General features: G+C 58.9%; 23 protein-coding genes and 1 pseudogene. 9 read left to right on the top strand and 15 right to left on the bottom strand.

Annotation, left to right across the window (positions count from 1 at the left end; translation table 11 throughout):
- Together ACVWXC_RS04880 and ACVWXC_RS04875 are read right to left on the bottom strand one after the other, a co-directional pair.
- Window positions 1–208 (bottom strand): helix-turn-helix domain-containing protein (locus ACVWXC_RS04880; RefSeq protein WP_457391351.1); only part of this gene is annotated, 208 nt, incomplete at its 3' end.
- Window positions 209–514: 306 nt separating this feature from the next.
- A pseudogene (locus tag ACVWXC_RS04875) lies at window positions 515–685 on the bottom strand (SulP family inorganic anion transporter); the annotation flags it as partial.
- Window positions 686–1,002: 317 nt separating this feature from the next.
- Here ACVWXC_RS04875 and ACVWXC_RS04870 point away from each other — a divergent pair.
- From ACVWXC_RS04870 to ACVWXC_RS04855, 4 genes are all read left to right on the top strand, one after another.
- Window positions 1,003–1,434, top strand: coding sequence for a hypothetical protein (locus ACVWXC_RS04870; RefSeq protein ID WP_457391353.1), 432 nt, complete (start codon window positions 1,003–1,005; stop codon window positions 1,432–1,434).
- Between the two features lie 54 nt (window positions 1,435–1,488).
- Window positions 1,489–2,349 carry an LmeA family phospholipid-binding protein gene (locus ACVWXC_RS04865; protein ID WP_228375271.1) on the top strand — a complete coding sequence of 287 codons (861 nt, stop codon included), beginning with the start codon at window positions 1,489–1,491 and terminating at the stop codon, window positions 2,347–2,349.
- Between the two features lie 244 nt (window positions 2,350–2,593).
- On the top strand, window positions 2,594–3,220 hold the full coding sequence (locus tag ACVWXC_RS04860; protein ID WP_099813000.1) for a GerMN domain-containing protein: 627 nt from the start codon (window positions 2,594–2,596) through the stop codon (window positions 3,218–3,220).
- A 6-nt stretch (window positions 3,221–3,226) separates the two neighbouring features.
- Window positions 3,227–3,994 carry an MlaE family lipid ABC transporter permease subunit gene (locus ACVWXC_RS04855; RefSeq protein WP_011430901.1) on the top strand — a complete coding sequence of 256 codons (768 nt, stop codon included), beginning with the start codon at window positions 3,227–3,229 and terminating at the stop codon, window positions 3,992–3,994.
- Window positions 3,995–4,036: 42 nt separating this feature from the next.
- Here ACVWXC_RS04855 and ACVWXC_RS04850 read toward each other — a convergent pair whose 3' ends face one another.
- The 7 genes from ACVWXC_RS04850 to ACVWXC_RS04820 form a co-directional block, all read right to left on the bottom strand.
- Window positions 4,037–5,143 (bottom strand): peptidylprolyl isomerase, encoded by a 1,107-nt coding sequence (locus tag ACVWXC_RS04850; RefSeq protein ID WP_457391356.1) that lies wholly within the window; start codon window positions 5,141–5,143, stop codon window positions 4,037–4,039.
- A gap of 197 nt (window positions 5,144–5,340) precedes the next feature.
- Window positions 5,341–6,333 (bottom strand): Ig-like domain-containing protein, encoded by a 993-nt coding sequence (locus tag ACVWXC_RS04845; protein ID WP_457391358.1) that lies wholly within the window; start codon window positions 6,331–6,333, stop codon window positions 5,341–5,343.
- Window positions 6,334–6,691: 358 nt separating this feature from the next.
- Window positions 6,692–7,669: a DUF4347 domain-containing protein gene (locus ACVWXC_RS04840; protein ID WP_457391360.1), complete on the bottom strand. Its 978-nt coding sequence runs from the start codon at window positions 7,667–7,669 to the stop codon at window positions 6,692–6,694.
- A 71-nt stretch (window positions 7,670–7,740) separates the two neighbouring features.
- Window positions 7,741–8,379 carry a hypothetical protein gene (locus tag ACVWXC_RS04835; RefSeq protein WP_457391362.1) on the bottom strand — a complete coding sequence of 213 codons (639 nt, stop codon included), beginning with the start codon at window positions 8,377–8,379 and terminating at the stop codon, window positions 7,741–7,743.
- Between the two features lie 65 nt (window positions 8,380–8,444).
- Window positions 8,445–8,630, bottom strand: coding sequence for a hypothetical protein (locus ACVWXC_RS04830; RefSeq protein ID WP_414402406.1), 186 nt, complete (start codon window positions 8,628–8,630; stop codon window positions 8,445–8,447).
- Window positions 8,631–8,781: 151 nt separating this feature from the next.
- On the bottom strand, window positions 8,782–9,909 hold the full coding sequence (locus tag ACVWXC_RS04825; RefSeq protein WP_457391364.1) for a vWA domain-containing protein: 1,128 nt from the start codon (window positions 9,907–9,909) through the stop codon (window positions 8,782–8,784).
- Between the two features lie 269 nt (window positions 9,910–10,178).
- Complete coding sequence (locus ACVWXC_RS04820) at window positions 10,179–11,390, bottom strand: RNA-guided endonuclease InsQ/TnpB family protein (protein ID WP_457391366.1); 1,212 nt, start codon at window positions 11,388–11,390, stop codon at window positions 10,179–10,181.
- A 187-nt stretch (window positions 11,391–11,577) separates the two neighbouring features.
- On the opposite strand from ACVWXC_RS04820, the gene ACVWXC_RS04815 reads away from it, so the two are divergent.
- Window positions 11,578–12,288 carry a hypothetical protein gene (locus ACVWXC_RS04815; protein ID WP_457391368.1) on the top strand — a complete coding sequence of 237 codons (711 nt, stop codon included), beginning with the start codon at window positions 11,578–11,580 and terminating at the stop codon, window positions 12,286–12,288.
- 39 nt (window positions 12,289–12,327) lie between these two features.
- Here ACVWXC_RS04815 and tyrS read toward each other — a convergent pair whose 3' ends face one another.
- Both tyrS and psbU read right to left on the bottom strand, forming a co-directional pair.
- Complete coding sequence (tyrS, locus tag ACVWXC_RS04810; protein ID WP_457391370.1) at window positions 12,328–13,581, bottom strand: tyrosine--tRNA ligase; 1,254 nt, start codon at window positions 13,579–13,581, stop codon at window positions 12,328–12,330.
- Between the two features lie 408 nt (window positions 13,582–13,989).
- A complete protein-coding gene (psbU, locus tag ACVWXC_RS04805; RefSeq protein WP_041438474.1) occupies window positions 13,990–14,352 on the bottom strand; it encodes a photosystem II complex extrinsic protein PsbU in 363 nt (120 codons plus the stop codon).
- A gap of 214 nt (window positions 14,353–14,566) precedes the next feature.
- Between psbU and gcvP the strand changes: the two genes are divergently transcribed.
- Window positions 14,567–17,497 carry an aminomethyl-transferring glycine dehydrogenase gene (gcvP, locus tag ACVWXC_RS04800; RefSeq protein WP_457391372.1) on the top strand — a complete coding sequence of 977 codons (2,931 nt, stop codon included), beginning with the start codon at window positions 14,567–14,569 and terminating at the stop codon, window positions 17,495–17,497.
- A gap of 8 nt (window positions 17,498–17,505) precedes the next feature.
- On the opposite strand, the gene ACVWXC_RS04795 is transcribed toward gcvP, so the two are convergent.
- Window positions 17,506–18,315: a hypothetical protein gene (locus ACVWXC_RS04795; protein ID WP_457391373.1), complete on the bottom strand. Its 810-nt coding sequence runs from the start codon at window positions 18,313–18,315 to the stop codon at window positions 17,506–17,508.
- Between the two features lie 256 nt (window positions 18,316–18,571).
- Between ACVWXC_RS04795 and ACVWXC_RS04790 the strand changes: the two genes are divergently transcribed.
- The gene (locus ACVWXC_RS04790; protein WP_168174230.1) at window positions 18,572–18,754 is read left to right on the top strand and encodes a hypothetical protein; all 183 of its coding nucleotides are present in this window, start codon (window positions 18,572–18,574) and stop codon (window positions 18,752–18,754) included.
- On the opposite strand, the gene ACVWXC_RS04785 is transcribed toward ACVWXC_RS04790, so the two are convergent.
- The 3 genes from ACVWXC_RS04785 to ACVWXC_RS04775 form a co-directional block, all read right to left on the bottom strand.
- A complete protein-coding gene (locus ACVWXC_RS04785; RefSeq protein ID WP_414347014.1) occupies window positions 18,751–18,912 on the bottom strand; it encodes an AtzG-like protein in 162 nt (53 codons plus the stop codon). The two genes, ACVWXC_RS04790 and ACVWXC_RS04785, sit on opposite strands and share 4 nt — an antisense overlap.
- Window positions 18,913–19,012: 100 nt before the next feature.
- Entirely contained in the window at window positions 19,013–19,615 is a 603-nt protein-coding gene (locus ACVWXC_RS04780; RefSeq protein WP_099883738.1) for a hemerythrin domain-containing protein, read from the bottom strand.
- Window positions 19,616–19,761: 146 nt separating this feature from the next.
- Window positions 19,762–20,634, bottom strand: coding sequence for a tRNA (5-methylaminomethyl-2-thiouridine)(34)-methyltransferase MnmD (locus ACVWXC_RS04775; protein WP_041438476.1), 873 nt, complete (start codon window positions 20,632–20,634; stop codon window positions 19,762–19,764).
- A gap of 137 nt (window positions 20,635–20,771) precedes the next feature.
- Here ACVWXC_RS04775 and accD point away from each other — a divergent pair, with 137 nt between their 5' ends.
- Complete coding sequence (accD, locus tag ACVWXC_RS04770) at window positions 20,772–21,716, top strand: acetyl-CoA carboxylase, carboxyltransferase subunit beta (RefSeq protein ID WP_011430918.1); 945 nt, start codon at window positions 20,772–20,774, stop codon at window positions 21,714–21,716.
- A gap of 279 nt (window positions 21,717–21,995) precedes the next feature.
- Window positions 21,996–22,370 (top strand): STAS domain-containing protein, encoded by a 375-nt coding sequence (locus ACVWXC_RS04765; protein ID WP_011430919.1) that lies wholly within the window; start codon window positions 21,996–21,998, stop codon window positions 22,368–22,370.
- Window positions 22,371–22,428 lie beyond the last annotated feature (58 nt).

The following is a 22,428-nucleotide window of genomic DNA, read 5'->3' as shown; positions in this document are numbered from 1 at the left end:
CTTCCTGCCGATGTTGTTCCAAAATGCCCACTCGCTTGGTGCCTGCTTTCTTAGGGGCTAAATCTTGAGTTTGTTGGTACTGACGCACCCAGCGGCGTACTGTTCTTTTGGTCACCATGAAGCGTTTAGCTACCTGGCGGATGGAGGTGTTACCTGCCTGATAGGCTGCTACAACTCTTTGCCGCGAATCCAAAGAATGAGTCGGCATTCCTTTCTCTCCTTCCTCTTGAATACCTGTACCCTATTTTAAATTAAAAGGCTGTACCTAATTTATGGTGAAAAACCCGACGGGTGGAAACCCTCTGGAAAGCGTGTCAAGCGGGGCCTGTACCAACGGCAAAGGGGTGGTTGGTTAACGCTGAGGCAAATGCTGTCGCCAACCTGCTTAAGAAAGTCAGCAGAACCTTGGAGCTTTGCGTGAAGGAACTGTCTAGAGGCGCTTTGACAACGCCGTTACGGGTTCTTTTGTGGACTGCGTAAGAATCCCCCGCCTTCAGGCGGTGGGAGTGTTAAATCCAGCTACAATTGCTGTGTAAAGCCCCGCTTTAGGATCAACGCCGCTGGCAATGGCAAAGGCAAGCGCTAGCGGCAAAGCCACCACTGCTGTGGTCAAGCCGCCCATAAGGTCGCCGCGCCAGCGCGCCAAAAGCTTTTTCCACCCTTGGCCTGCGTCATCCGTAGCCACAGTTGGCTGACTCACCACAGCTACTCGAACACTCCTCAGTTGCCGATAAGTCCTTTCAAAAGGTAACACAGTGTTTACAAATGTGTATACGGACTCAATGGCACCGGGGAAGGTGTAGCGTCGCTGAGTGCCTCAGCGGCAGTTGACGGATAAAGCCAGAGTGTGAGCAGCCGATCGTAGGCCCAACGATGGTTTAGAATATTTTTAGAATCTGGTCTGAGGTTGCGGGGATCCTAAAGACGCCCAGCTCGGCGGTTTTATTCCGTCGTTTCTTCTCCCCTTTCCCTTCAGCTCCCTCTGTAACTTAGGAGATTGCTATGGCCGTTCCTAGTGGTCTTTCCAGCTCGCTGCCGGAGCAAGAAACCTCTACGGGACAAGGAAACGGTCTGAACTTGGCTCCTCGGCCTGCCGACCCGATCCTGCCGGCTGCTCTAGGGTCAGGAGAGAGGTCCGGCCCGCCGGTGTTTCCTAGCCCTGTCAAGTTCAGCAAGATCGAGATCGACAACCGCCCGGTGGGAGCTTCCACCCTGAAGGTAGTGGATTACTTTGCCGATGGCCGTCCGGTTGCTGCTGCCACTCTGAAAGTTGTGGATACCTGGGGCGAGGGGCGCCCAACGGTGGCTTCCGGCGTCAAATTTGTCCATGACCCAACCCTCAACCGGCCGGTGATGGCGGACGGCCTGAAAATTGCCAAAACTTTCCTGGGAAATCGCCCTATTGAGGCTAGTCCCCTTAAGGTGTTGCGTTAGCCGGCATCCCTGACGAGGGCCAGGGATCCCCCTGCTAACCTGAGTGGGGGAGACGTGACAGCGGCAAATATGGAGATCCTGGCGGCTTTGGTGGGGTTGCTGGCGGGCTTGGGAGGAGGGGCAGGCTACCTGGCAGATCAGGCGGCTCGGCAGCTTTTGCTCGCTCAGCTCGATGGGGTAGAGGTTTTGGAGGTGCGCATCCAAAGCCGCCCTAACTATCGTTTTTTGAGCGGCCAGGCGGATCGGTTGTTGGTTGCCGGGCGGGGGCTGTACAGGGCTCCGTTTCCGCGCATAGAGCTGCTGGAGCTGGAAACAGATCCGGTGGCCATTGACCCCTCTTTTTTCCGCGGGGCTCCTCTGCGGCTGGAGCGTCCTCTGCAGGCGGCGGTGCGGGTGGTGGTGCGGGAAGAAGACTTGAATGCTGCCCTCAACTCGCCAGAGGTGCTGAGACAGTTTCAGGATATCCGAGCAGATCTGCCCTTTGGCGGGCTTAGGGACGAACCCCGCCGCTTCGATCTGCGCAAACCCCGGGTCGAGTTTTTGGCTCCTGACCGCCTTCGACTTTCTGCCCTCTTGGTGGAGCAGGAAGGCGGCAGCGAGCAAAAAGACTCCGTCCCGCTGACGCGAGCAGTTGATGTAGTGTTCAACGCCGGGATCCAGGTGGAGGAGGGGCGCCGCTTGCAGCTTCAGGATCCGGAGTTTGTCATCGGCTCTGTGCGGGTTCCCGATGAGATCTCGGCAGCGTTTTTGGGCGGCCTTAACGAGGTGTTTGATCTGCAAGAGCTAGAAGATCTGGGGCTCCTGGTGCGGGTGCTCAGCCTGGAGATAGGGTCTGATCAGGTGCAGGTGATCGGCTTTGTGCGGGTCGAGAGCTTGGAGACCCTGATGGGATCCCGGCGAGCCGCCCTTCCCTAGCAGGGATCCCCGCCCATTGGGGCTAAATCTTCTCGTCGATAGGGTCGTCTTCTGCCAGGAGCTTCTCGATGCGGGCCTCGTCCAGGCGGGAGAGCAGCCGCGCCGCCTCTTGGTTGTCGCGAATGGCTGTGGCCAGCGTGAAGCCAGTTCAAGCTGGCTTGCGCCTGTGCCGGTTTGGGGATCCCCGGCAGGGTGGGCCTTTCTTCGCTACCCTAGAGCTAAGCAAGACAGGGGAATGGCAGCGATGGATCACTACGGAGGGCGTACCGCACAGCTTGGCTCTGGCAAATTGGGGGGGCGACGTTCCCGCCCACGGCGCGACCAGGCCCTGCCCCTGGGGATCCTGGGCTTTTTGCTGGGGGTGGGGGTGATGGGGGGAGCCTGGTGGTACAGCATTGGGCCGCGGCAAACCCTTTCTTTGTACTGGCTGACCACGGCTAACAACTCGATCTACTACGTGCAGCAGGAGCGCTCCGTGCGCGCCTTCGACGCCCAAGAGGCCATCCGTGTGGCTTTGGAAGAGTTGATCGCCGGGCCCCGGGATCCCCACCTCACCACCGCCATCCCTCCCCAGACACGGCTGCTCGATGTGCGGGTGGAAGGCAACGATATTTTCCTCAATTTCTCTTCTGAATTCACGCAAGGGGGGGGATCCACGGCGATGATGAGCCGGATCGCGCAGGTGCTCTACACGGCCACCAGCCAGAACCCCGGCGCGCGGGTGTGGATCTCCGTCGAGGGGCGTGCCCTCGAGGTATTGGGGGGGGAAGGGCTGATGATCGACCAACCCTTGACGCGGGCCTCGTTTGTCCCCAGCTTCCAGCTTCCGGCAGAACCTGAGGCGGAGCCGTCAGCCGTATCGGCCTCCTGAGAGATCATGAACTGGTTCCAACGGGTGGGCAGCAGTTTTCTCCTGGCCGGGCAGGTGACCTTGCACCTGCTGCGGGGCCGCATTCACCGTCGCAACACGCTGGAGCAACTGGCAGCGGTGGGGCTGGAGTCGCTGCTGATTGTTTTGATCACAGCGGTGGTGATCAGCGGCGTTTTCACGATTCAGTTGGCGCGCGAGTTCATCAACTTTGGAGCTTCTTCCCTCATCGGCGGGGTTTTGGCCATTGCCCTGGCCCGCGAGCTGACGCCGGTGGTGACGGCGGTGATCCTGGCTGGACGGGTGGGATCCGCCTTTGCCGCCGAGCTGGGCACCATGAAAGTCACGGAGCAGATCGACGCCCTTTACCTGTTGCGCACCGATCCGGTGGACTATCTGGTGATCCCACGGGTAGTGGCCGCGGGGCTGATGCTGCCGGTGCTCACCATCCTCTCCCTGTTGACGGGGTTGGTGGGGGGGATGATCATCTGCGCGTCGGTTTACAACATTCCTTCCACGGTGTTTCTCACCTCGGCTCAGAATCTCCTGGCCCCTTGGGACTTGATCGTCTGTTGTTTGAAGGCGATGGTGTTTGGGTCTCTGATCGCCATTGTCGGCTCCAACTGGGGCCTTTCCACCAGCGGGGGCGCCAAGGGGGTGGGGCGCTCCACCACCGATGCTGTGGTGACGGCGTTGCTGGGGGTGTTTGTTACCAACTTTCTGATCTCTTGGCTGGCGTTTCAGGGCCCGGGAACTGCCCTCAGCCGCGCCTTCTAGCCACTCAAAAGGGCAAAGGTAGGAGATAGTGATGCAAAATCCCTACGCCCCATTCCTGAGATTTTCTTGGCCTGAGATCAGCCGGGCGCTCAGGATCTGATCCCCCAGCTTGATCTTGCGCAGCACCTCGGTGCCCTCGGTAACATAGCCGAACACGGCGTAGCGGCCATCCATGAGGTTGAGGCCGGCGGGAGTGAGATCCGGCTCGGCCATAAAGATAAAGAACTGAGAAGAGGCGCTGTTGGGATCCTCGGGATAGCGGGCCATGGCCACCGTCCCTTCGGCAGCAAAGGGCAGGGCCGGCTCCACATCCCACAGGCCCAGTTGATCGAAGGTTTGGCCGTAGCGGGGCATTACCTCACCCTTGACCCGGATCTCCATGGGGATGGTGCGGACTCTGCCGGTGGCCGGATCCACATAGCCGTCGGCAGGGCCAGGGGGATCTCCAGCTTGCACTAGGAAGAATTTCTCCACTCGGTCAAAGGTCAGGCCATCGTAGAAGCCCCGCTGCACTAGGTCAGCGAAGTTGCCAGCAGTTATTGGAGCACTATAGCCATCCAGGGTGATCACCATGCGCCCGGCGGTGGTGTTCAGCTCCACTTCTGCCCGGCCCAGGAGCTGCGGCTTGTCGGCGTACTCATCAGGTACCTCGTAGGGGAAGGCCCCCACCCAGTTGTTCTCCAGGGATCCCAAGTCGTCTATGAGGCGGTCGTAGGCGGCGCGGGCTTCCTCCTTGCCCTTGGATTTGCGCTCCGTGGCCTGGCTGATGAGCTGCAACTCCTGGCGTAGGGCGGCTATTGCTTCAGAGGCGGCGGCAGCCTGCTCGGGGGGCAACTCCGCCAGCAGGGGATCCGCATAGCGATCCAGGAGCCGCTCCACCTGGCGCACATCCCCCCGCACCGCCGACCAGCGGTTGTACTTCAGGTCCGCCTCGATCTTGGTAATGGCTTCATCGATTTCCCAAATCCGACTGTCCTGGATGGGCAGGGCCCGCCGCAAGAGAGTACGCGGATCGGTAATGGCATCCCCTTGGGGCAGAGCCAAGGCCGGGATCCCCCAGAGCGCCACCACGCAGAATAGAGCAGCTACGTAGAGGCCAATCCGGCAAAGGGATCCCCATTGCCAAAATCCTTGGGCACGCTGCGTCATGGTTCCTACCGACTGCAAAACCACTCCTGTCTCAGCCTGACATCCCACCGTCACAGGCGGCAAGCGCTGTCAAACCTCGATTGAGATTTCAACGACTGGCGTGCTCCACCTGGGGGAAAGCCGTTATCGCTACGCAACGCTTTTGCAACCGCGATAGCAAAGACGGAGTTCTCCAAGGGCATGGCTACACGGCTCTCCTACCTAGGAACGGCGACCTCGAAACGGATGACCCCGGCTGAGCCAGAACTGCCTCCCCCCACGTTCACCACCACCACGCCGTTGGGGTTGCTGATGCCCCCACAAGCAGGCGGCACGGCCCCACCCGGCGGAATGAAGGCTCCCCCTCCCCCTGTGCTCACCGACAGGCTGCCCGGCACATACTGCAAGCCAGGCGCCAGGGGATCGCACACCACAAAGGTGGAAGCGGGCGAGTCCAGCAGGAAGTAGATGGCAAACTGCACCCGCGCTCCTGGGCGCACCGGCAGGTTGATGGCCCCCTGCAGGAAGGTGCTGGCTCCGCCTGGCCAAGGGATCCCTGGGTTGTCGTTGGGGTCGGTGGGCTCGTCGAAGAATTCGGGGATAGGAGTTCCGTTGAGAGCGGTAATCCGCTTGACCAGTCGGATCCCTTCTTCTCGGGGTGCTGGTGTTGGGGTTGGCATTGGTGTCGGCGTTGGCGTCGGTGTTGGCGTGGGTGTCGGCGTGGGTGTCGGTGTCGGCGTTGGCGTTGAGGTTGGCGTTGGCGTCGGTGTCGGGGTTGATGCTGGAGTAACTGTGACGGTAATGGTGGCTTCGTTGGAAATTAGATTGTTTGCGTCTTTTACGGTGTACTTAATCGGGGTAGTGGTACCTATGAAACTAGGCTCCGGCGTAAAAGTGACTTCCCCAGTAGCTAGGTTGACGACATATGTGCCTTCTCCGGAAACTGTCAGAGTAGTTTCCGGATCAGGAGTGGTCGGATCTAGGTCAATGGTACTCGGATCCAAGCTAGAGACATACCCTACATCATTAGACAGAATCGTGATGGTGACCGGTGTATTTTGGGAAGTGGTTGCAGTGTCGTTATTGGCAAGAGGGTTGTAAGCCACAATTCCCCCTCCTGCCGTCATGTCCCAGCCGCCGTTGGTTTGATTCGTATTCTTTGGGAAGGTGTTGAAGTTTTGAATTGAGCCGGTTACATCATTGCCAACCACCGAGTATCCGTAGAATGTTTGATTAGGCGATATACCTAGATCTTGGAAGCTTACAAAAACGCCCGATAGCTTTTGATTGAATACTTTGGACGTAATATTCGTATCTAGGGGCTCGCTTTCACACAGATCGTTATGCACATTTGTTCGAACAAGCTTCGTTCCCTGTGACCAAGTACCTGCTCCAACCGCAACAACTGATCCGTAAGTATAATTTACAGGGTTAGGGTCAAGACTAGTGATAGCGGCTATCTTAAAAGAGTCATTGCCGCCTCTATCCAAAAGGAGAAACCCGATTTTATTTAGATTGGCACTGGGAGCAGTTATGCCGCTTGGAGTAATAAAGTCAACTCTTTCTATGTTATTGTATGTTATTGATATTACGAGTGCCAGAGTCGAGGTTTGTAAAAATATTATCTGTCCCTGCCTTGATAACCGGATTTATAGGATCGATTAAGAGAGCCTGCTCCATAGCTGTAATTCCAAGACTGCCAGGAGTGTCAGGATGAACGACCCAGACAATGTTGCAAGTTCCTGATGCCTGTGGGTTGTTGACTCTTCTTAAAACAACTTGCTCGGTTACACCAATGAGAGAAAGCTTGTTAGTGCCTACTTGGATGTTTGTTAAAACAAAGTTAGCATCCAGGGTGGGCGTGGCGCCAACCTGTAAGGTATGGCGGTAACGATGCTCTACTGATCCTTCGACAAAAATTGTGGGAGTGGCAACAGAGCCGGTCGTAGCCTCTAGAATCCAATCTGCGTTGTATCCAGCATAACCTGTAAGGTTGGTAGAAGCGGCAATGTCAGCTCCTGTTAGATGGGCTAGCTCCTTGATGAAAAGACGACCCTCTGAACCGGATGCCACTTCGCAACCGTAGATCAAGATCTCTGCATCGTCGGTCAGGCTAGATTTCCACTGCGAGAGCAAGCTTGCATATTCTGATAGGTTTTCTAGGTTGAGAATGCTTTTGCCCAACTGTATTGAGCCGGATTGGCCATGAGATAGGATGTGTAAGGCTCTAACCCCTTTTCGACCTCGCAGCACCTCGGCGATCTGCTGGATCCCGTCTTTGTTAGGATCCAAAAGAATAACTTCTGTTCCAGGTCGGATCCCTGTTAGCAAGATCGATAGATCGGGCAAAGCTGGGTCGATAAAGACCAGCTCATCTTGAACAGTATGTTGCAGAGGTATATTGCCCGATGTGGCAGGATTGGCACTCTCCGCCCTCAAAAGAAGAACGAGCAAAGCTGTGGAAACGGATCCCAGAGTGCGGCTGAGAATTCGGAATAGCCCAGCAGATTGCTTAAAGTTGGGCGTAGAAAGTCTTGAGGCCAACATCTAACACTCCTCGCTTTTTCAAGAAATGTCCTCAGAAAAGAAAAAACAGAACTCGATTCCAAACGAGACAGCTACAAATTGTCCACTCTCACCGTGACTGGATTGCTAAATACTAAAGTTCCAGACGACAGACGAACTAAAGCCCTATTGGTGATGACGATGGGAAGGGCAGGAGCCTCGGGAGAAGGTGTTGCTGCTGGCGAAGGAGTTATGGGAACCAGAGGAGAAGCCGGTGGCCGAGTTGCCGGCGGCTCAGGGGGCAGTGGCGGCAGGGTCGGTATCGGGATCCGCAGCCGACAGGGTTGATCGGATTGGTTGCCTTCCGGGGCATAGCAAACTCGAATCAGATCCTCGACAAACCGCAGTTCATTAAAGCTCAGCCGATCCGCTTGCTGGATGATATCGGCAATAATTTCCTCTAGGTTGCGGGCTGTCCTGGAAAGAGGTACGCTGACAAACAAAATGTTCTCCAAATCCCTAAGCTCAGAGGGGGCTAAGTTCGAAAAAGGCACTCGCTCCCGTTGCCGTAACAAGATGCGATAGAGAGCCTCGCTCCAAGGAGAAACATCGACGGCTGCGCTGAAAACAAATCCCCGCAGCGGTGTCGATTGGCCGACCTGCTGTCCCTGCCTGACGAGGTTCGATTGCACCGAAACCAATTTCCCCGGCGGCTGCGTAATTAAGCCGGAAAAGGGGATCGTAAACCGCAAGTTGCTATCCAGGGTGGCAGTGGCTAAGGGGGGAGACAGAATATCTCCGCGGGAGCTTAAGCCGACTAGCTGAACGGGGTTGCCCACTGAAAAGATCGGCCCGCCTGCACAAAGGGCAGCCGTGGATCCCGGGCCACAAAGCTGAGCAAAGGGATCAACGACCAACCCCAGGATGGCAGCCGCAGAGCCTGCAGCGGGATCCCTTGTCGGCAGCCCCGCCCCAGAAGGATTGCTGGGGCCGCTACTACCACAACCTTTCAGAAAAACAGTTAAGTAGCCTGTAAGCGCGGCAGCCAGGCCAAGGGCAGCCGGTCGCCAAAATCTTCTGGATATGCCCAGTCGTCGCAACATATGCTTATGCCTCGCTCTTGATTGCGAATGTTGTCGGCCTGCAGAATGGCCCTAGGGGGATCCCACGGCGAGAACGGCGTCGTTGAAGGGTGTTACCAAGCGGATCCCGTCTCGCTCAACCCTCAGCTCGCCGCTGAGAAGATAAAAACCAACCGGCAGAGGAAGATTGCCCTGTGCCCGCACCTGTAGGCGGTGCTCCCCAATCGCAGCAGGGAATAAATTGGCAAAGGGAGCTTCCAAAGCTTCGGCAAACCGCGCCAACACAAAAGTGCCTTCTGTGGCCGCCGCCAGCCGCTGGAGCTCCAAGAGGTTTAAGTCAACGCCCAGCCCGACCACATACACAGTTAGCTTCTGCCCCCGCTCTCGGGCCAGCGTTGTGAGCTCCCGAGTGGTTTGCTCAATGGAGCGGGTGCTCTCGTTATCGATGCCGTCGGTGAACACCACCAGGCGCCGGTTGAAGGGCTCATTGGGGCGAAAGTCGCTTAAGAAACGCGCGGCTTCCACCGTGGCATCATAAAGGGCGGTGTTCCCACCAGGATTTGCCCGCAGTACCCCCCGCCTCAGCAGTTGCTTGTCGCTGGTGAAGTCTTGCAGCAGTTGGGCCGTGCGCAAGGGCTGGCCGAGAGCGGTAGCGCCAAAACCAGCTCCTCGATTATCGAAGCGGAGCACCGCCCCCAGATCCAGGGGTGTGGCGCGAAATTGATCCAAAAGCCCAAAAACAGCCAAAAAGCGCCGGGACTGGGGATCCAAAACCAACAGGCTGCCTGAGCCATCCATCAGCACTGCCATGAGCAAAGGCCGCTGAGGCAGATCCGGCGGGGGGTTCTCGATCCGGGTGGGTGTCAGGGTCAAGGCTACCGGCTGCGGGATCCCTAGCAAGTCGGTTACCCGGTTTACCTGCAGGCTGACCTGACTGGCAGAGAGCTGGGTTATTGGTTGGGGCGGATCCCCGCCTTGCAGGAGGGCGATGTTGAACTCCATTTCCCCTTGTGTGCCAGAAAAGGAGCGGGTCAGAGCCCCATTGAATGTCAGGCGAGCTTGGGATCCCACAGCAGACGGATCAATGCCTGTGCCGCCAGAAGAGCCACAGCCGGCAAGGCAACTTCCCACGAGCACCAGGAGAAGCAGCCAACCAGCTTTTTGGCTTTTTACTTGACCGGGCTGTATTTTTACAGTCATTGCAGCTGCCAGTGCAAGCATAGTGGGGTGGCATGAAAGTACGGAGTTACAGTACCACCCAGTAATTCCGAAAGCTACTGTAGCGCTTGGTGTAGACGTAAAGATTTTTACTGCAGTTAGAGGATCTCGAGTTCATCTTTTTTCACAATGCGAGCACAGCGGGTCTCAGCTTTGAGCCTAGTAGGGCGGCTAAAGCCTGTCTGCTCCGAGAATTGCTTCGAGATAAAGACCCCTTTGTTTTGCCACTTGTGGCAAGCGTTCTCGGTAAACTACCCGACTCCGACCGCTAAAGCGGTACGGAGCGGGCTTTCAGTAGCCCTGAGCCTGCTCTGCTCTACCAGAGAACAAAACAGGCCCGAACCTCTAGGCTGGTTTACGACAGCCCCCAAAAGCGCAATCACATTCGCACCATTCAAATCCGCATCTCCTTCCCATCCACAGTGCCCACACTTGAACGACTTGCCACTGCGGTAGGATTGCGCAGGATCGGGATGGATATGCAAACACTTGTGGCAGGTCTGCGACGTGTAAGCAGGCGGCACAAGAACCAGAGAAACCCCTGCAACCCTCGCCTTGTATTCCAGAAACTGGCGTAGCTGGTAGAACGCCCAACTGTTAGCCCTGCGCCGCTCGGCTTTGCTGCGGGGTTGTTGATTGACTCTTTCCCGGATCCCTGTCAGGTCTTCCAGGGCAATAGCGCTGTTTGTGGTCTTTGCCCTAGAGACAATAGCTTTGGAGATGCGATGATTGACCCACGCCTGAAAGCGTCTCTCCTTGCCAGACAGCCGTTGCAACAGTTCTCTGCATCTGCGCCGCGAACTGCGGGTGCCCTTACTGGCTTTGCGTTGAAGTACCGCCCTCAGCTTGGAGTAGTGGTCTCGGACTCGGTTCAACTGCTGTCCATTCCAGTTATCACCCTCTGACGTATGGGCAATATCTGTCCTTCCCAAATCCACCCCCAGCACTCTACCCGTGCGTTGCGGTGGGCACGGTTCCGTTTCCACACAGATCTGAATAGAGTAGGAACCGTCTTTGCGCTTGACCAGAGTGGCAGATTTGGGATTGGAGCCCGCCAGCCGTTCTCTCTGGTAGCGGCCAATCGCCAGCTCAAAGCGCTCCCGACCCTCCACCGTGGTCAGCGACACCGTCCAGTCTTTCTCGCGGAACGAAAAGATACGAGCGTCGTAGGTAGCGAAGCCCCCTTTGAACGCTTTGACGGGGCGGTTTTTCTGTTGGGCAACTTTACGGGCGCCGGCCAGCCGTCTGCAGACCTGCTGAGCCAAGTTACTGGATAAGCCGAACCGGGCACGGATTTCGCGGTAGCACAGAGACTGGAGCTTAACGGCGTTGGCGACTTTCTCCGGCGTGTTCTGGTTGACCCAATTCAAGGCTTGGCCAAAAGCCTCCAAAGTCGCGTCCAATTTGGCGGCTTGCGACTGGGACGCCTTGAGCTTGCAGGATACGGTCAGGACTTGGGTCATAGTTCTATTGTAACCTCGCATTCCTCCCGACACTGACCCTACGGGTACAGTGCGGGGCTCCTGCGATTTCTAGCTGACCAATTGTCAAATAAGCCGGCGCTCTCCTCCGTGGCCTATAGTTCATAGCAGCTCATCAGTGCAGGTGTAAGCTCTAAAAGGATCCCCTGGGTGAGGAGGAGAACTGAACATGGCGGCAAAGCAACTCAAGTTCTATTGGAGCCCCCAACACCAGCTCTTTAGCTGCGATGGCGCCAAGTTGGAGGGGCACGGCTACATCCAAACCAACCCCTCCCATGACCTGGTTCACCTGCTCATTGCCGCCAACGGCAACATGCCCTGGCAGCCGGTGGAAAGCCGCGAGCAAACTTGCTTTGCCGAGTACAACGCGGTAATGCTGGAGCACCTGTTGGTCAACTGCTTCAACGCAGCGGTGCTGGGATCCCTGCCTGCCCAGCAGATCATCCCAGAGGCGCGGAAGTTCTTGCGGTGGTTTGTTTCAGAACATTACGCCCCTTTTCCGGTGTCTGAAGAAGAGGCTTTTCGTCGCTTTGCTGCGCACCTGGATATTGAGCGCATTGTGCGTTTGTTCCCCTATTTTTACAGTCTGCGGGCTTGGGAATGCTTCAGCCCCGATTACCGCGCCGAGACCTACGACCTGGAGTTCACCTCCGAGGATGATCCCGTTCGAGAGGCCCCGGAATGGGCGGCGGATCCCAACATTTTGGAGACTCAGGAGCTGGTGCGGCAAAAGCTCTCTGAGGCAGTAGCCGAGGCGGGCTCGATCCGGCCCAAACCGGAGCCCGTTTTCCCGCCAACTTCGTCAGCTTCTCCTCTGTCCGATCCCCCAGCCAAGACCAGGCAGAAAAAAACCGGACTCGGCTTCAAGCCTGCCCGTTGATGGATCCCCTCACCCCTTTCCCACAGGGAGAGGGGAAGACTAATCTGCGCCTTTCACTAGCCGACGAAAGGCCTTTTTGCCCACCTGCAAAATCCGCCCGGCCAGCTCCGAGGCATGGGCAAACTCCAGGTTGGGATCCTCCACCTTTTGACCATCTAGCCGCACAGCGCCCCCTTGAATCTGCCGACGGGCCTCGGCAGCGCTCTTGCACAGGCCGGACTCGCGCAGGATGTAGCTGAGCTTAACCGGATAGGACAAGCCCTCGACAGCAAAGGTGGGGATGGAGGCGGTCTCGACAAGTTCACCGTGCAACACCAGGGCTTGGGCGGTGCGCTGGGCCTCTTCTGCCACCTCAGGGGAGTGAAACTGAGCCACTAGGGTTTTGGCTAGGAGAATCTGGCGCTGGCGGGGATCCGCCGGCAGCTCCGAAAGAGGCACTGAGGTGAGCAACTCGAAGTAGCGCTGCACCAGGTGATCCGGCACCTTCTCCAGCTTGGAGTACATGGTGAGGGGATCCTCGGTCAAGCCCACGTAGTTGTTCTTGGACTTGGACATCTTCTGGTAGCCATCCAAGCCCTCCAAAAGAGGCACCGTTAGGCAAAACTGCGGGGTTTGCCCTTTCCAAAGCTGTAGCTCCCGGCCAACTAGGAGGTTAAAGCGCTGGTCAGTTCCCCCCAACTCCACGTCCGCCTCCAGCGCCACCGAGTCGTAGCCTTGCAGGAGAGGGTAGAGAAATTCGTGCAAGTAGATGGGCGTTCCCGAGCGGTAGCGCTGGGCAAAGTCCTCTTTGGCCAACATCTGCCCCACCGTCATCTGAGCCTGCAGCTCGATTAGCTCGCTCAAGGTAAGGCGGGCCAGCCACTCGCTGTTGCGGCGCACCTCCAGCCGACCGGGGGTCTCAAAATCCAAAATCTTGCCGGCTTGCTCCAAGTAGGTGCGGGCGTTTTCCTCCACTTCTGCCGGGGTGAGGCGGGGACGGGCCTCCGATTGGCCGGTGGGATCCCCGACCAGGGCTGTAAAATCCCCGATGAGGAGGATGGCCACATGGCCAGCATCCTGGAATTGGCGCAACTTGCGCAAGACCACTGCATGGCCCAGGTGCAGATCTGGCCGCGTGGGATCGATGCCCAGCTTCACCCGCAAGGGGCGATCGGTGGTGGCCAGGCGCTCCGCCAAGGCTGCCGCTCCCCCTGGGAAGACCTCGGCCACTCCCCGCTGCGTGATCTCGGCGATGCGGGGATCTCCCTGGGCTGACGAGACAGCAGTTGGAAATGTTCTCGAAGTTGGCTCCATCCACTTGGCTCGATGAGCACCATGGGCTATTTTAAGCCCATCAAAACCTTCGGGGTACTCTGGCGACGGGGGATAGAGACTGAGGAGGGCAGCTCCCCTTGGGTCTCACAACTAGCGGGGGAATTCCCAAGGCCATTGGGGAACTACTGGGCCCCCCTTTCATCCCCCCGTGTACGAGGGGACAGAGGGGGGTTCGGGAACGCTTGGGGAGATCTGGCGTAGTGACAAGTAGGTGAAGAAGTTAGTGGCCCGTCACTAATTACTAACCACTAGCCACTAGTTAGTAAGTGCTGTCGTGGAACCAAGAACAAGAATCCCCGCCCTTTAGGGATGGGGGGTATGTCGACGCAGGCTTCATAAAAGCTGCAGAGAAGCAGAAAGCTTTCTCCCCTGCAGACCCTGCCAGGATCAGCCGTAGTATCCCTGGTTGATCCGGTTTTCCAGTTGGTTGGCTCCCTCTTGGTACTCCCCAAACACGAAGTTCTCCGCGTTCGCCTTGATCAAGGCCTTCTGTTGCTCCGTCAATTCTGGGATCTGCAGCATGTCCTCCAGGCTGTTGTAGGGAGCATTTTTTACTAGGATGCGGGCCAGGGTGGGATAGAAGCCGGGCAACTGGCGGTAGTTGCGCAGGATGGTGTTGTTCACGTCGATGGGAGTGTCAAGATGTTTCACCGGCGGCAGCTCCGCCGCCACCGCCGGGATCCCCAAGGGGACCAAGCACAGACAGAGCAGCAACAGGATAGACACCAAGGCGGACAGGAGCCGACGCATAGCACCACCTCTCCAGACAGAGTTGAAAGCAGTCATGACAACGCTCAGGGGATAGGTCGCTAACATTCTCCGACCATTTAGTGTCTCATCCCCGCTCCCCCGAATCGAGACCCAGATTCAAATTTGGATCCCGACAGAAACAATTTTTAACAACTATGATCGGGGAATAGCCTTTTGGCGGCTGACCGACTTTCCATCGCTTTTGTTTTGCCCCATGTCCGACTCCACCATCCTCCATCCCCTCAGCCCCTCTGGACGGGAGACGCCTCAACCCCTCTCTGCCGTCGATGCCGAGCTGGAGCTGCTAGAGCAGCGAGAACTCTTCCTCTGGCGGCACATCGGGCCGGACGCCCAGCAAATCCGTCAGATGTTGCACGCCTTAGGGCTGAGCTCTCTACGGGAATTAGTGGATAAGGCGGTACCGGCGGCCATCCGCAGCAGCCGACCCCTGGGCCTGGGATCCCCCTGCAGCGAGCAACAAGTATTGGCGGAGCTGAGGGCGATGGCGGCCCAGAACCAGGTGTGGCGCTCCTTTTTGGGTATGGGCTATTCCAACTGCCTGACGCCGCCGGTGATTCAGCGCAACATTCTGGAGAACCCCGGCTGGTACACCCAGTACACCCCCTACCAGGCGGAGATCGCCCAGGGGCGGCTAGAGGCCCTGCTCAATTTCCAGACGATGGTGATCGATCTAACAGGCATGGAGATCGCCAATGCCTCCCTGCTGGACGAAGCCACTGCCGCCGCCGAAGCGATGAGCCTGGCCTACACCTTAGCGGGCAAGCAATCCCCAGTTTTTTGGGTGGATCGCGGCTGCCATCCCCAGACCATTGCCGTCGTGCAGACGCGGGCAGAGCCCTTGGGGATCCAGGTGCGTGTGGCCGATCCTTCGCAGTTGGAGCTGGAGAACGGCTTTGGATTGCTCTTGCAGTATCCCAACACCTATGGAGAGATCCGGGATTACCGCGAGCTGGTGGAGCGGGCCCACCAAAGGGGGATGGTGGTGGCCGTAGCTGCCGACTTGCTCAGCCTGACTCTCCTGCAGCCGCCGGGAGAATGGGGGGCGGACATCGTGGTGGGATCCACCCAGCGCTTTGGGGTGCCCCTGGGCTACGGCGGCCCCCATGCCGCCTACTTTGCCACTCGCGAGGCCCACAAACGGCTGCTGCCGGGGCGCCTGGTGGGGATCTCTCAGGATGCTCAGGGCAGGCCGGCCCTGCGCCTGGCTCTGCAAACCCGGGAGCAGCACATCCGCCGCGACAAGGCCACCAGCAACATCTGCACCGCCCAGGTGCTCTTGGCCGTGGTGGCCTCCATGTATGCCGTCTATCACGGCCCCCGAGGCCTGCGGCAAATCGCCGAACGCATCCACCGCCAGGCCCATCACCTAGCGGCCGCGATTCGCCAGCTGGGCTACAGGGTGGGGCCAGAGTATTTCTTCGACACCTTCTGGGTAAGGGCAGCCTCCCCAGAGCAGGTGCAGCAGCTCCAGGAGCGGGCCGCCCAGAAGCGCATTAACCTGCGACGGATCGACGACGTCACCCTGGGGATCAGCTTGGACGAGGCCACCACCGCTCAGGATCTGCGCGATCTCTGGCAGATCTTTGCCGGCTCTGAAGAGCCAGCCTGGGATGTCGAGGGCCTGGGTTTGGATGCCAACCAAAGCCTGCCCCCCCAGCTCTTGCGCACCACTCCCTACCTCACCCATCCGGTGTTCAACCGCCACCACTCGGAAACGGAGCTGCTGCGCTACATCCACCGCCTGCAGAGCCGGGATCTCTCCCTTGTCCACTCCATGATCCCCTTGGGCTCCTGCACCATGAAGCTGAACGCCACAGCCGAGATGCTGCCGATGACCTGGCCGGAGTTTGCCCAGCTCCATCCTTTTGTGCCCCTGGAACAAGCTCGCGGCTATCAAACCCTCTTTGCCCAGTTGGAGCAGATGCTGGCGGAGATCACGGGCTTTGCCGGCGTCTCCCTGCAGCCCAACGCCGGATCTCAGGGGGAATACGCCGGCTTGCTGGCCATTCGCCGCTACCACCAGGCGCGAGGGGAAAGCCAGCGGCAGGTGTGCCTGATCCCCACCTCTGCCCATGGCACCAACCCCGCCAGCGCTGTCATGGCTGGGATGCAGGTGGTGAGCGTGGCCTGCGACAGGGCCGGCAACATCGACCTCGAAGACCTGCGGGCCAAGGTGGAGCAGCACCGGGAACGCCTGGCTGCCCTGATGATTACCTACCCCTCCACCCATGGGGTGTTTGAGGAAGGGATCCGCCAGATTTGCCAGATGATCCACGAGGCGGGGGGGCAGGTGTACATGGATGGGGCCAACCTCAACGCCCAGGTGGGCCTCTGCCGTCCTGCGGAGCTGGGGGCCGATGTCTGCCACCTCAACCTGCACAAGACCTTCTGCATCCCCCACGGCGGCGGCGGGCCGGGGGTGGGGCCCATTGCCGTTGCCCGTCATCTGCTGCCGCATTTGCCCGGCCACCCCTTTTTGCCCGGCTGCAACGGCCCGGTCAGCGCCGCCCCTTGGGGCAGTGCCAGCATCCTGCCCATTGCCTGGGCCTACATCCGCCTCATGGGATCCGCCGGCCTTACCCTAGCTACCCAAGTGGCCCTCCTCAATGCCAATTACATCGCCAAGCGGCTGGATCCCTACTACCCGGTGCTCTACAAAGGGCCGGGGGGATGGGTGGCCCACGAGTGCATCCTGGACCTGCGCCCCCTCAAGAAAAGCGCCGGCATTGAGGTGGAGGATGTAGCCAAGCGGCTAATGGACTACGGCTTCCACGCCCCCACCATCTCCTGGCCGGTGCCGGGGACAATGATGGTGGAGCCCACCGAGAGCGAATCCCTAGAAGAGCTGGATCGCTTCTGTGAGGCAATGATCGCCATTCGCCAGGAGATTGCTGCCATCGAGCGGGGCGAGATGGATCCCGTGCGCAATCCCCTTAAACTTGCCCCCCACACCGCCGAGGTAGTGGCCGCCGACCACTGGGATCGCCCCTACCCTCGCTCCCTAGCCGCCTATCCCCTCCCGTGGGTCAAGGAGCGCAAGTTCTGGCCCAGCGTCAGCCGCATTGACAACGCCTACGGGGATCGTCACCTGGTGTGCAGTTGTCAGCCCTGGCTGGAAGGCTAACCCTCAGATCAAGCCGCTTGTGGTTTCACTTGGACCAGCTCTGAGCAAGAGGAGAGGAGTTGCTCGGCCTCTTGCATAAGGCGCTCAGTCTCTGGCAGCGAGGCCAGCACCAGGGGCAGCACCTCCTCATCGGCCTTGACGGCATTCTCGGTTTCTTGCAGGAGATTGATCGAGTCCTCGGTAAGCAGGTCAGCCACCTGCGACAGTTGCGCCTTCAGCGAGGCGTTCTCTCGCTCCAATTGCGCCAGCCGCGCTTGCAGGCTATCCACTTGCCGATCTCGCTCTCCCAGGGCTGCTTCCAGCTCACGGTTGCGGGCCTCCAACGCTTGGCGGGCTGCCTCTGCTTGGTTCAGCCGTTCTGTCAAGCTTGCCAATTCCTCCTCCAAACTGGTGAGGCGACTCAACTGTTGCAAAAGTTGGGCATTCTCTGCTTCCAGTTTTTCAATCAACGCCTGAGCGCTCAACAGATCTGCTTTGGTGGACTCCAGCTCGTGACAGACTTGGTCATAGTTGGCAATCAGCTCGCCCAGCCGAGCTTCTCTCTCCCGAAGTTCTTCTCGCAGGGAACGGACCAAGCGATCCCTTTGTTCGACGCCCTGTTGTAACTGTTCGACGTCCTGCCGCAGGATAGGCAGTTCATCCAAAGCTTTCCGGGCCGTGACCAGAAGCCTCCTGAAGCTCTTCTGCAGGCGGCTGTGGGAGTGATCTAATTTGGCGAAGGCTTCGTTGAGCGAGAGATAAGCCTCGCACAGTTTCGTGTAGCGCTGGGCCAGAAAAGTAGGGTGATCCATAATGCAGAGTCCAGGTGGGGGTGCCATGTCCATTTTATGCCGCTCATTCTATCGACCCAAGCCGGAAAAGAGGTTATTCGCTACAACAACCGTGGGATTAATTTTACTTTAAGATTTTCCTCTCTCTGGGCAAACAGCTCACGTCCTGCCCCGACAAGATTCAAACTCTCTGGCAAAAACAAAGGGGCAAAAGCGGCCCTCAAGAGTGGCACATTTTTACCCCTATCGAGGAGATTATAAATTTAGCGTCTGGAGCAAAGGATTCAAAATTAAAACACTAGATATGGTTCAAACGCGCCTAGAGGGAGCATCTCCTGGCTCAGGCAGGCCGCGCATCCGGGATCCCCAGCGCTTCCAGATGGGCGGCGGCCCGCAACAGGTTGGCCTCTTGGTAGGGGGCAGCCACCAGTTGTACGCCAAAGGGCAGGGATGTTGGCAGGCCGACAAAGGAGAGGGGCTGGGTTAGAGGCTCATCTTCTCAACCGTCGGCAGCAACGGAAGCTCCAGCAGCTGTTGAGCAAGGGGCAAGAAGCGGGCGAAGTTTTCGATCACCTCCGCTCGATGGTCGGGATGCAGGAGTTGGGCCCTCTGATCGATGTAGGTTTCGGGATCCCAAGGTTGCATCGATGCAAGGGGTCGGCTGGGGAAAAAGTACCACAAGCCAGCTTGCCAAAACCAGCAGAAAGTTACCCAAGGCAAAATCCAAAGACAAGACCGTCCTTGGCTAAGGGGTGGCCATCGACGCCGTGCTACCTTGCGGAGGCCAAAGGCGTTCGTGGGGAAAGACAGGGCGAGTCACTGCCTGCCGCTCCCATTCCTCCAAGCTGGGGCGACGACCGGCAGCAGAACTGGAGGCGCTGGCCTGCAGGCGCTTGCGGAACAGGCGCAACTGCTGCTGCTCTGCAGCGGGGGAAACATGCTGGGCAAAGAGGGGATGCAAGAGCTTCTCTTCCTGCTCGAACTGGGCCCGCAACTGCCGATAGAAGTGAAGAGCAGAAGTGGGATCCAACTGCTGCGGGTCGCGCTCCGCCTGGTGCAAAAAGCGCGTCAGCTCCGGGATCTGATCCCGCAACTGCTGCTCCAGCCGGTCAATTTGGGCGCTGCGGTGGGGATCCGCCGCCAGAGCCGTCCTGAGCAGCGGGTAAAGGACATGGCGCTCCAGTTGAATGTGGCGGGAGAGGCGCTGCCGCAACCTTTGCACACAGAGACGCCGCTGCTCCAGATCTAACTCCGGAGCTCGAGAGAGGCGAGCCAAGAACTGCAGGGTAACACGGTGCTGTTCAGCACAAAGGACAACCAGTGTACCGGCAGAGGCCGAAGGAGACATAGCAGCTCACCGGAGAGAGGGCTTCACTTTAGCTTAACTTTGTCAAGACACGGCAGCTTGCGTAAGGGTACGGGACTGGTGCAGGTGTCTTGGATACACTCAGACAGCAATTCCGGCAAAAGCTGCCCAGATCTGCACTCCGGTCGCTAGGCTTGCACAGGCCAGCGGCGTTTCCAGGCGGAAGTGGGCTCAAGGGGTGAAGTTTGCTGTTCTCGCTGGCGTTGCAGCCGAATCTGGGCTCTATCCCCTTGCAAGGTAGGATCCCGGTAGGGCACCGCGGCGCGGGTTCGCAGGTGCTCCCACTCCATGGGCGAGAGGGGCGGCAGGTGATGCGGTTGGGGCGAGGCCACCGTGCCCGGCCAGGGGCGGCCCACCGGCGGCGTCGAGCCAATGAATAGCCCCGCCTCCAGCAAGGCCGCCCGCACCGCCGCCGCACAGGAATAGGTGGCCAGGATCCCGCTGGGGCGCATTCGCTCGGCCACTGCCCGCAAGAAGTCCACCGTCCACAGCTCCGGGCAAACCGAAGGGGAGAAGGGATCCAAAAACACCGCATCCGCCCATCCCGGCGGCACCTGGAGCAGGGTTTGCCGGGCATCTCCCCACAGCAGGGTTCCCCGCCAGCGCGGCGATTGCCAGGATCCCTGCTCGATCAAGTGTTGCCACTCCTGGCCAAAGCTCCAGGTGGATCCCACCCCCACCTGCCAGGCCTGGCGGGGCACCTCTGGGGATCGCTCCAGGCCAATGACTTCCACAGGGCAATCGGGCCGCACCTGCCAAATCGTCTCCAAGGCCAGGCCGGAGTTGTAGCCGAGGCCAAAGCAAATATCCAAGAGGCGAATGGGATCGTCCGGATCCCGCTCCAACGGCAGGCGATCCAGCCGGCAAGGGCGGACAAACTTCTCCAGCGCTTCCTGGGCAGCGCCGCTGGTGTTATGGAAAGCCTGCCCGAACTCTTGGGAGAAAAAGGTCAGGGATCCATCCCCTGTGGTCAACACCTGCCACTGGGTTTCTGCGGTCATGGGCCATTGCAAGTCTCTATTTCCAGCTTGGCGATTCTTTGATAGCTTGAGAACGTTAAGATGAGTTTCGCAGCTCACCGGCAGGGCTTACAGATTCAGCTCTGGCCATCCCTAGCTAGGGGGGTACCTCAGCGGCTATGTCTTTACTGGATTGGTTTGCCGAGCGGCGCAAGCAGACTTCCCTTAACTTGACCGGCAGCAGCCCCTTCGACAAAGAGCGGCAAGTGCGGGAGATCGCCGACGGCCTGTGGCAGAAGTGTCCGGCTTGCGACGCCCTCACCTACACCAAGGATCTGCAGCAGAACTGGCAGGTTTGCCCGAGCTGCGGCTATCACCATCGCATCACGGCCCCGCAGCGGCTGCAGCAGCTTTTGGATCCCGGCTCCTGGCAGCCCCTTGACGAGCACCTGGCCCCCACCGATCCGCTGCACTTTTTCGACCAAAAGCCCTACGCCGAGCGACTGGCCTCTTATCAGGAGCGCACCCAACTTAAAGATGCCGTCTTGACCGGGCTGGGCAGCTTGGAAGGGATCCCAGTGGCGATGGGCGTGATGGACTTCCGCTTTATGGGCGGCAGCATGGGCTCGGTGGTGGGCGAGAAGATCACCCGTCTTACCGAACGAGCTACCCGCGATCACCTGCCCCTAGTCATCTTCTCCGCCTCGGGGGGAGCCCGCATGCAGGAAGGGATCCTCAGCTTGATGCAAATGGCCAAAACGGCAGCCGCTCTGCAAAGGCACCGCGAGGCCGGGCAATTGTTCATCTCTGTGCTCACCCATCCCACCTATGGGGGGGTGACTGCCAGCTTTGCCATGTTGGGGGATTTGATCCTGGCCGAACCCGGCGCCCAGGTGGGGTTTGCCGGGCCCAATGTTATTGAGCAAACCATCGGCAAGGGCAAGCTGCCGGAGGGCTTCCAGACGGCCGAATATCTGCTGGCCCACGGGCTCATCGACGCAATTGTGCCGCGAACCGAGCTGCGCAGGCGCCTGGCCCAGTTGCTGGCCATGCACCGTCCTCGCCTGCGTATGTCCCTTCCCGCCCTCGAGCCGACTTATGCGCTCGATCCGGCCAGGATCTGAGATGGGGAGCCAAGGTTGGATCCCTCTGCCTGCAGGCGGAGCGGCTAGCTCCCCTCTCCCAAAGGGAGAGGGGTAGGGGGTGAGGGATTGCTCCCCGTCTGAAGAGGAAGGGAGGGTAGCTGCCTCAACGCTGGGCCCCGCAGACAATCTCAACCAGTTGGAAATTGCCATGGCAAAGAGGGATACCCTCTCTTTCTGCATAAGAGGGATTTCCTGCCGAGGGGGTAATAGCAGCAACCGATGGTGCTAAGGTGGGGCATGAGGTCTTGACTGGAAACGATGGATTTTAAGCTGCGCATCCGTACTGCCGAAACCCCCCAGGGGCAAAAGCTGGCAATCGTGCCCTTAGAGGGTCGCTTTGACGCCAAAGCCGCTTCTGAAGTCCGGCAGTTGCTGCAGCAGGTTTTGGATTTTGGCTACCACAACCTGTTGATCGACATGTCGGCGGTTACCTTTATGGATAGCTCCGGCCTGGGAGTGCTGATCTCGGCCTTGCGCAAGTGCCGGGCTGCCGGCGGCAACCTCAGCCTCTGTTGCGTTCCCGAAAGTGTCTCCCTTGTCCTCAGCCTCACCTCCATGGAAAAGGTCTTGACCTGTTTTGACGACCTAGAGACGGGCATCGCCAACTTCTCCACCGCTTCTTCCGCTCGCTAGGCCGACATTCCTTTTTGATTTGCTTCGATGCCCTTCCTGCGCTGCTGACCTGGTTCCC

The organism is Thermostichus sp. OS-CIW-20 (genome assembly GCF_054061455.1).
The sequence above is the reverse complement of the archived record's forward strand: the minus strand, read 5'-3'. Positions and strand labels throughout refer to the sequence as shown.

Excerpts from the sequence above, each read along its gene's own strand:
- ACVWXC_RS04870 (WP_457391353.1), top strand. The coding sequence starts at position 1,003 with ATGGCCGTTCCTAGTGGTCTTTCCAGCTCGCTGCCGGAGCAAGAAACC.
- ACVWXC_RS04860 (WP_099813000.1), top strand. The coding sequence starts at position 2,594 with ATGGATCACTACGGAGGGCGTACCGCACAGCTTGGCTCTGGCAAATTG.
- ACVWXC_RS04855 (WP_011430901.1), top strand. The coding sequence starts at position 3,227 with ATGAACTGGTTCCAACGGGTGGGCAGCAGTTTTCTCCTGGCCGGGCAG.
- ACVWXC_RS04850 (WP_457391356.1), bottom strand. The coding sequence starts at position 5,143 with ATGACGCAGCGTGCCCAAGGATTTTGGCAATGGGGATCCCTTTGCCGG.
- ACVWXC_RS04840 (WP_457391360.1), bottom strand. The coding sequence starts at position 7,669 with ATGTTGGCCTCAAGACTTTCTACGCCCAACTTTAAGCAATCTGCTGGG.
- ACVWXC_RS04825 (WP_457391364.1), bottom strand. The coding sequence starts at position 9,909 with ATGACTGTAAAAATACAGCCCGGTCAAGTAAAAAGCCAAAAAGCTGGT.
- ACVWXC_RS04820 (WP_457391366.1), bottom strand. The coding sequence starts at position 11,390 with ATGACCCAAGTCCTGACCGTATCCTGCAAGCTCAAGGCGTCCCAGTCG.
- ACVWXC_RS04815 (WP_457391368.1), top strand. The coding sequence starts at position 11,578 with ATGGCGGCAAAGCAACTCAAGTTCTATTGGAGCCCCCAACACCAGCTC.
- tyrS (WP_457391370.1), bottom strand. The coding sequence starts at position 13,581 with ATGGAGCCAACTTCGAGAACATTTCCAACTGCTGTCTCGTCAGCCCAG.
- psbU (WP_041438474.1), bottom strand. The coding sequence starts at position 14,352 with ATGCGTCGGCTCCTGTCCGCCTTGGTGTCTATCCTGTTGCTGCTCTGT.
- gcvP (WP_457391372.1), top strand. The coding sequence starts at position 14,567 with ATGTCCGACTCCACCATCCTCCATCCCCTCAGCCCCTCTGGACGGGAG.
- ACVWXC_RS04795 (WP_457391373.1), bottom strand. The coding sequence starts at position 18,315 with ATGGCACCCCCACCTGGACTCTGCATTATGGATCACCCTACTTTTCTG.
- ACVWXC_RS04790 (WP_168174230.1), top strand. The coding sequence starts at position 18,572 with ATGGTTCAAACGCGCCTAGAGGGAGCATCTCCTGGCTCAGGCAGGCCG.
- ACVWXC_RS04785 (WP_414347014.1), bottom strand. The coding sequence starts at position 18,912 with ATGCAACCTTGGGATCCCGAAACCTACATCGATCAGAGGGCCCAACTC.
- ACVWXC_RS04780 (WP_099883738.1), bottom strand. The coding sequence starts at position 19,615 with ATGTCTCCTTCGGCCTCTGCCGGTACACTGGTTGTCCTTTGTGCTGAA.
- ACVWXC_RS04775 (WP_041438476.1), bottom strand. The coding sequence starts at position 20,634 with ATGACCGCAGAAACCCAGTGGCAGGTGTTGACCACAGGGGATGGATCC.
- accD (WP_011430918.1), top strand. The coding sequence starts at position 20,772 with ATGTCTTTACTGGATTGGTTTGCCGAGCGGCGCAAGCAGACTTCCCTT.
- ACVWXC_RS04765 (WP_011430919.1), top strand. The coding sequence starts at position 21,996 with ATGGATTTTAAGCTGCGCATCCGTACTGCCGAAACCCCCCAGGGGCAA.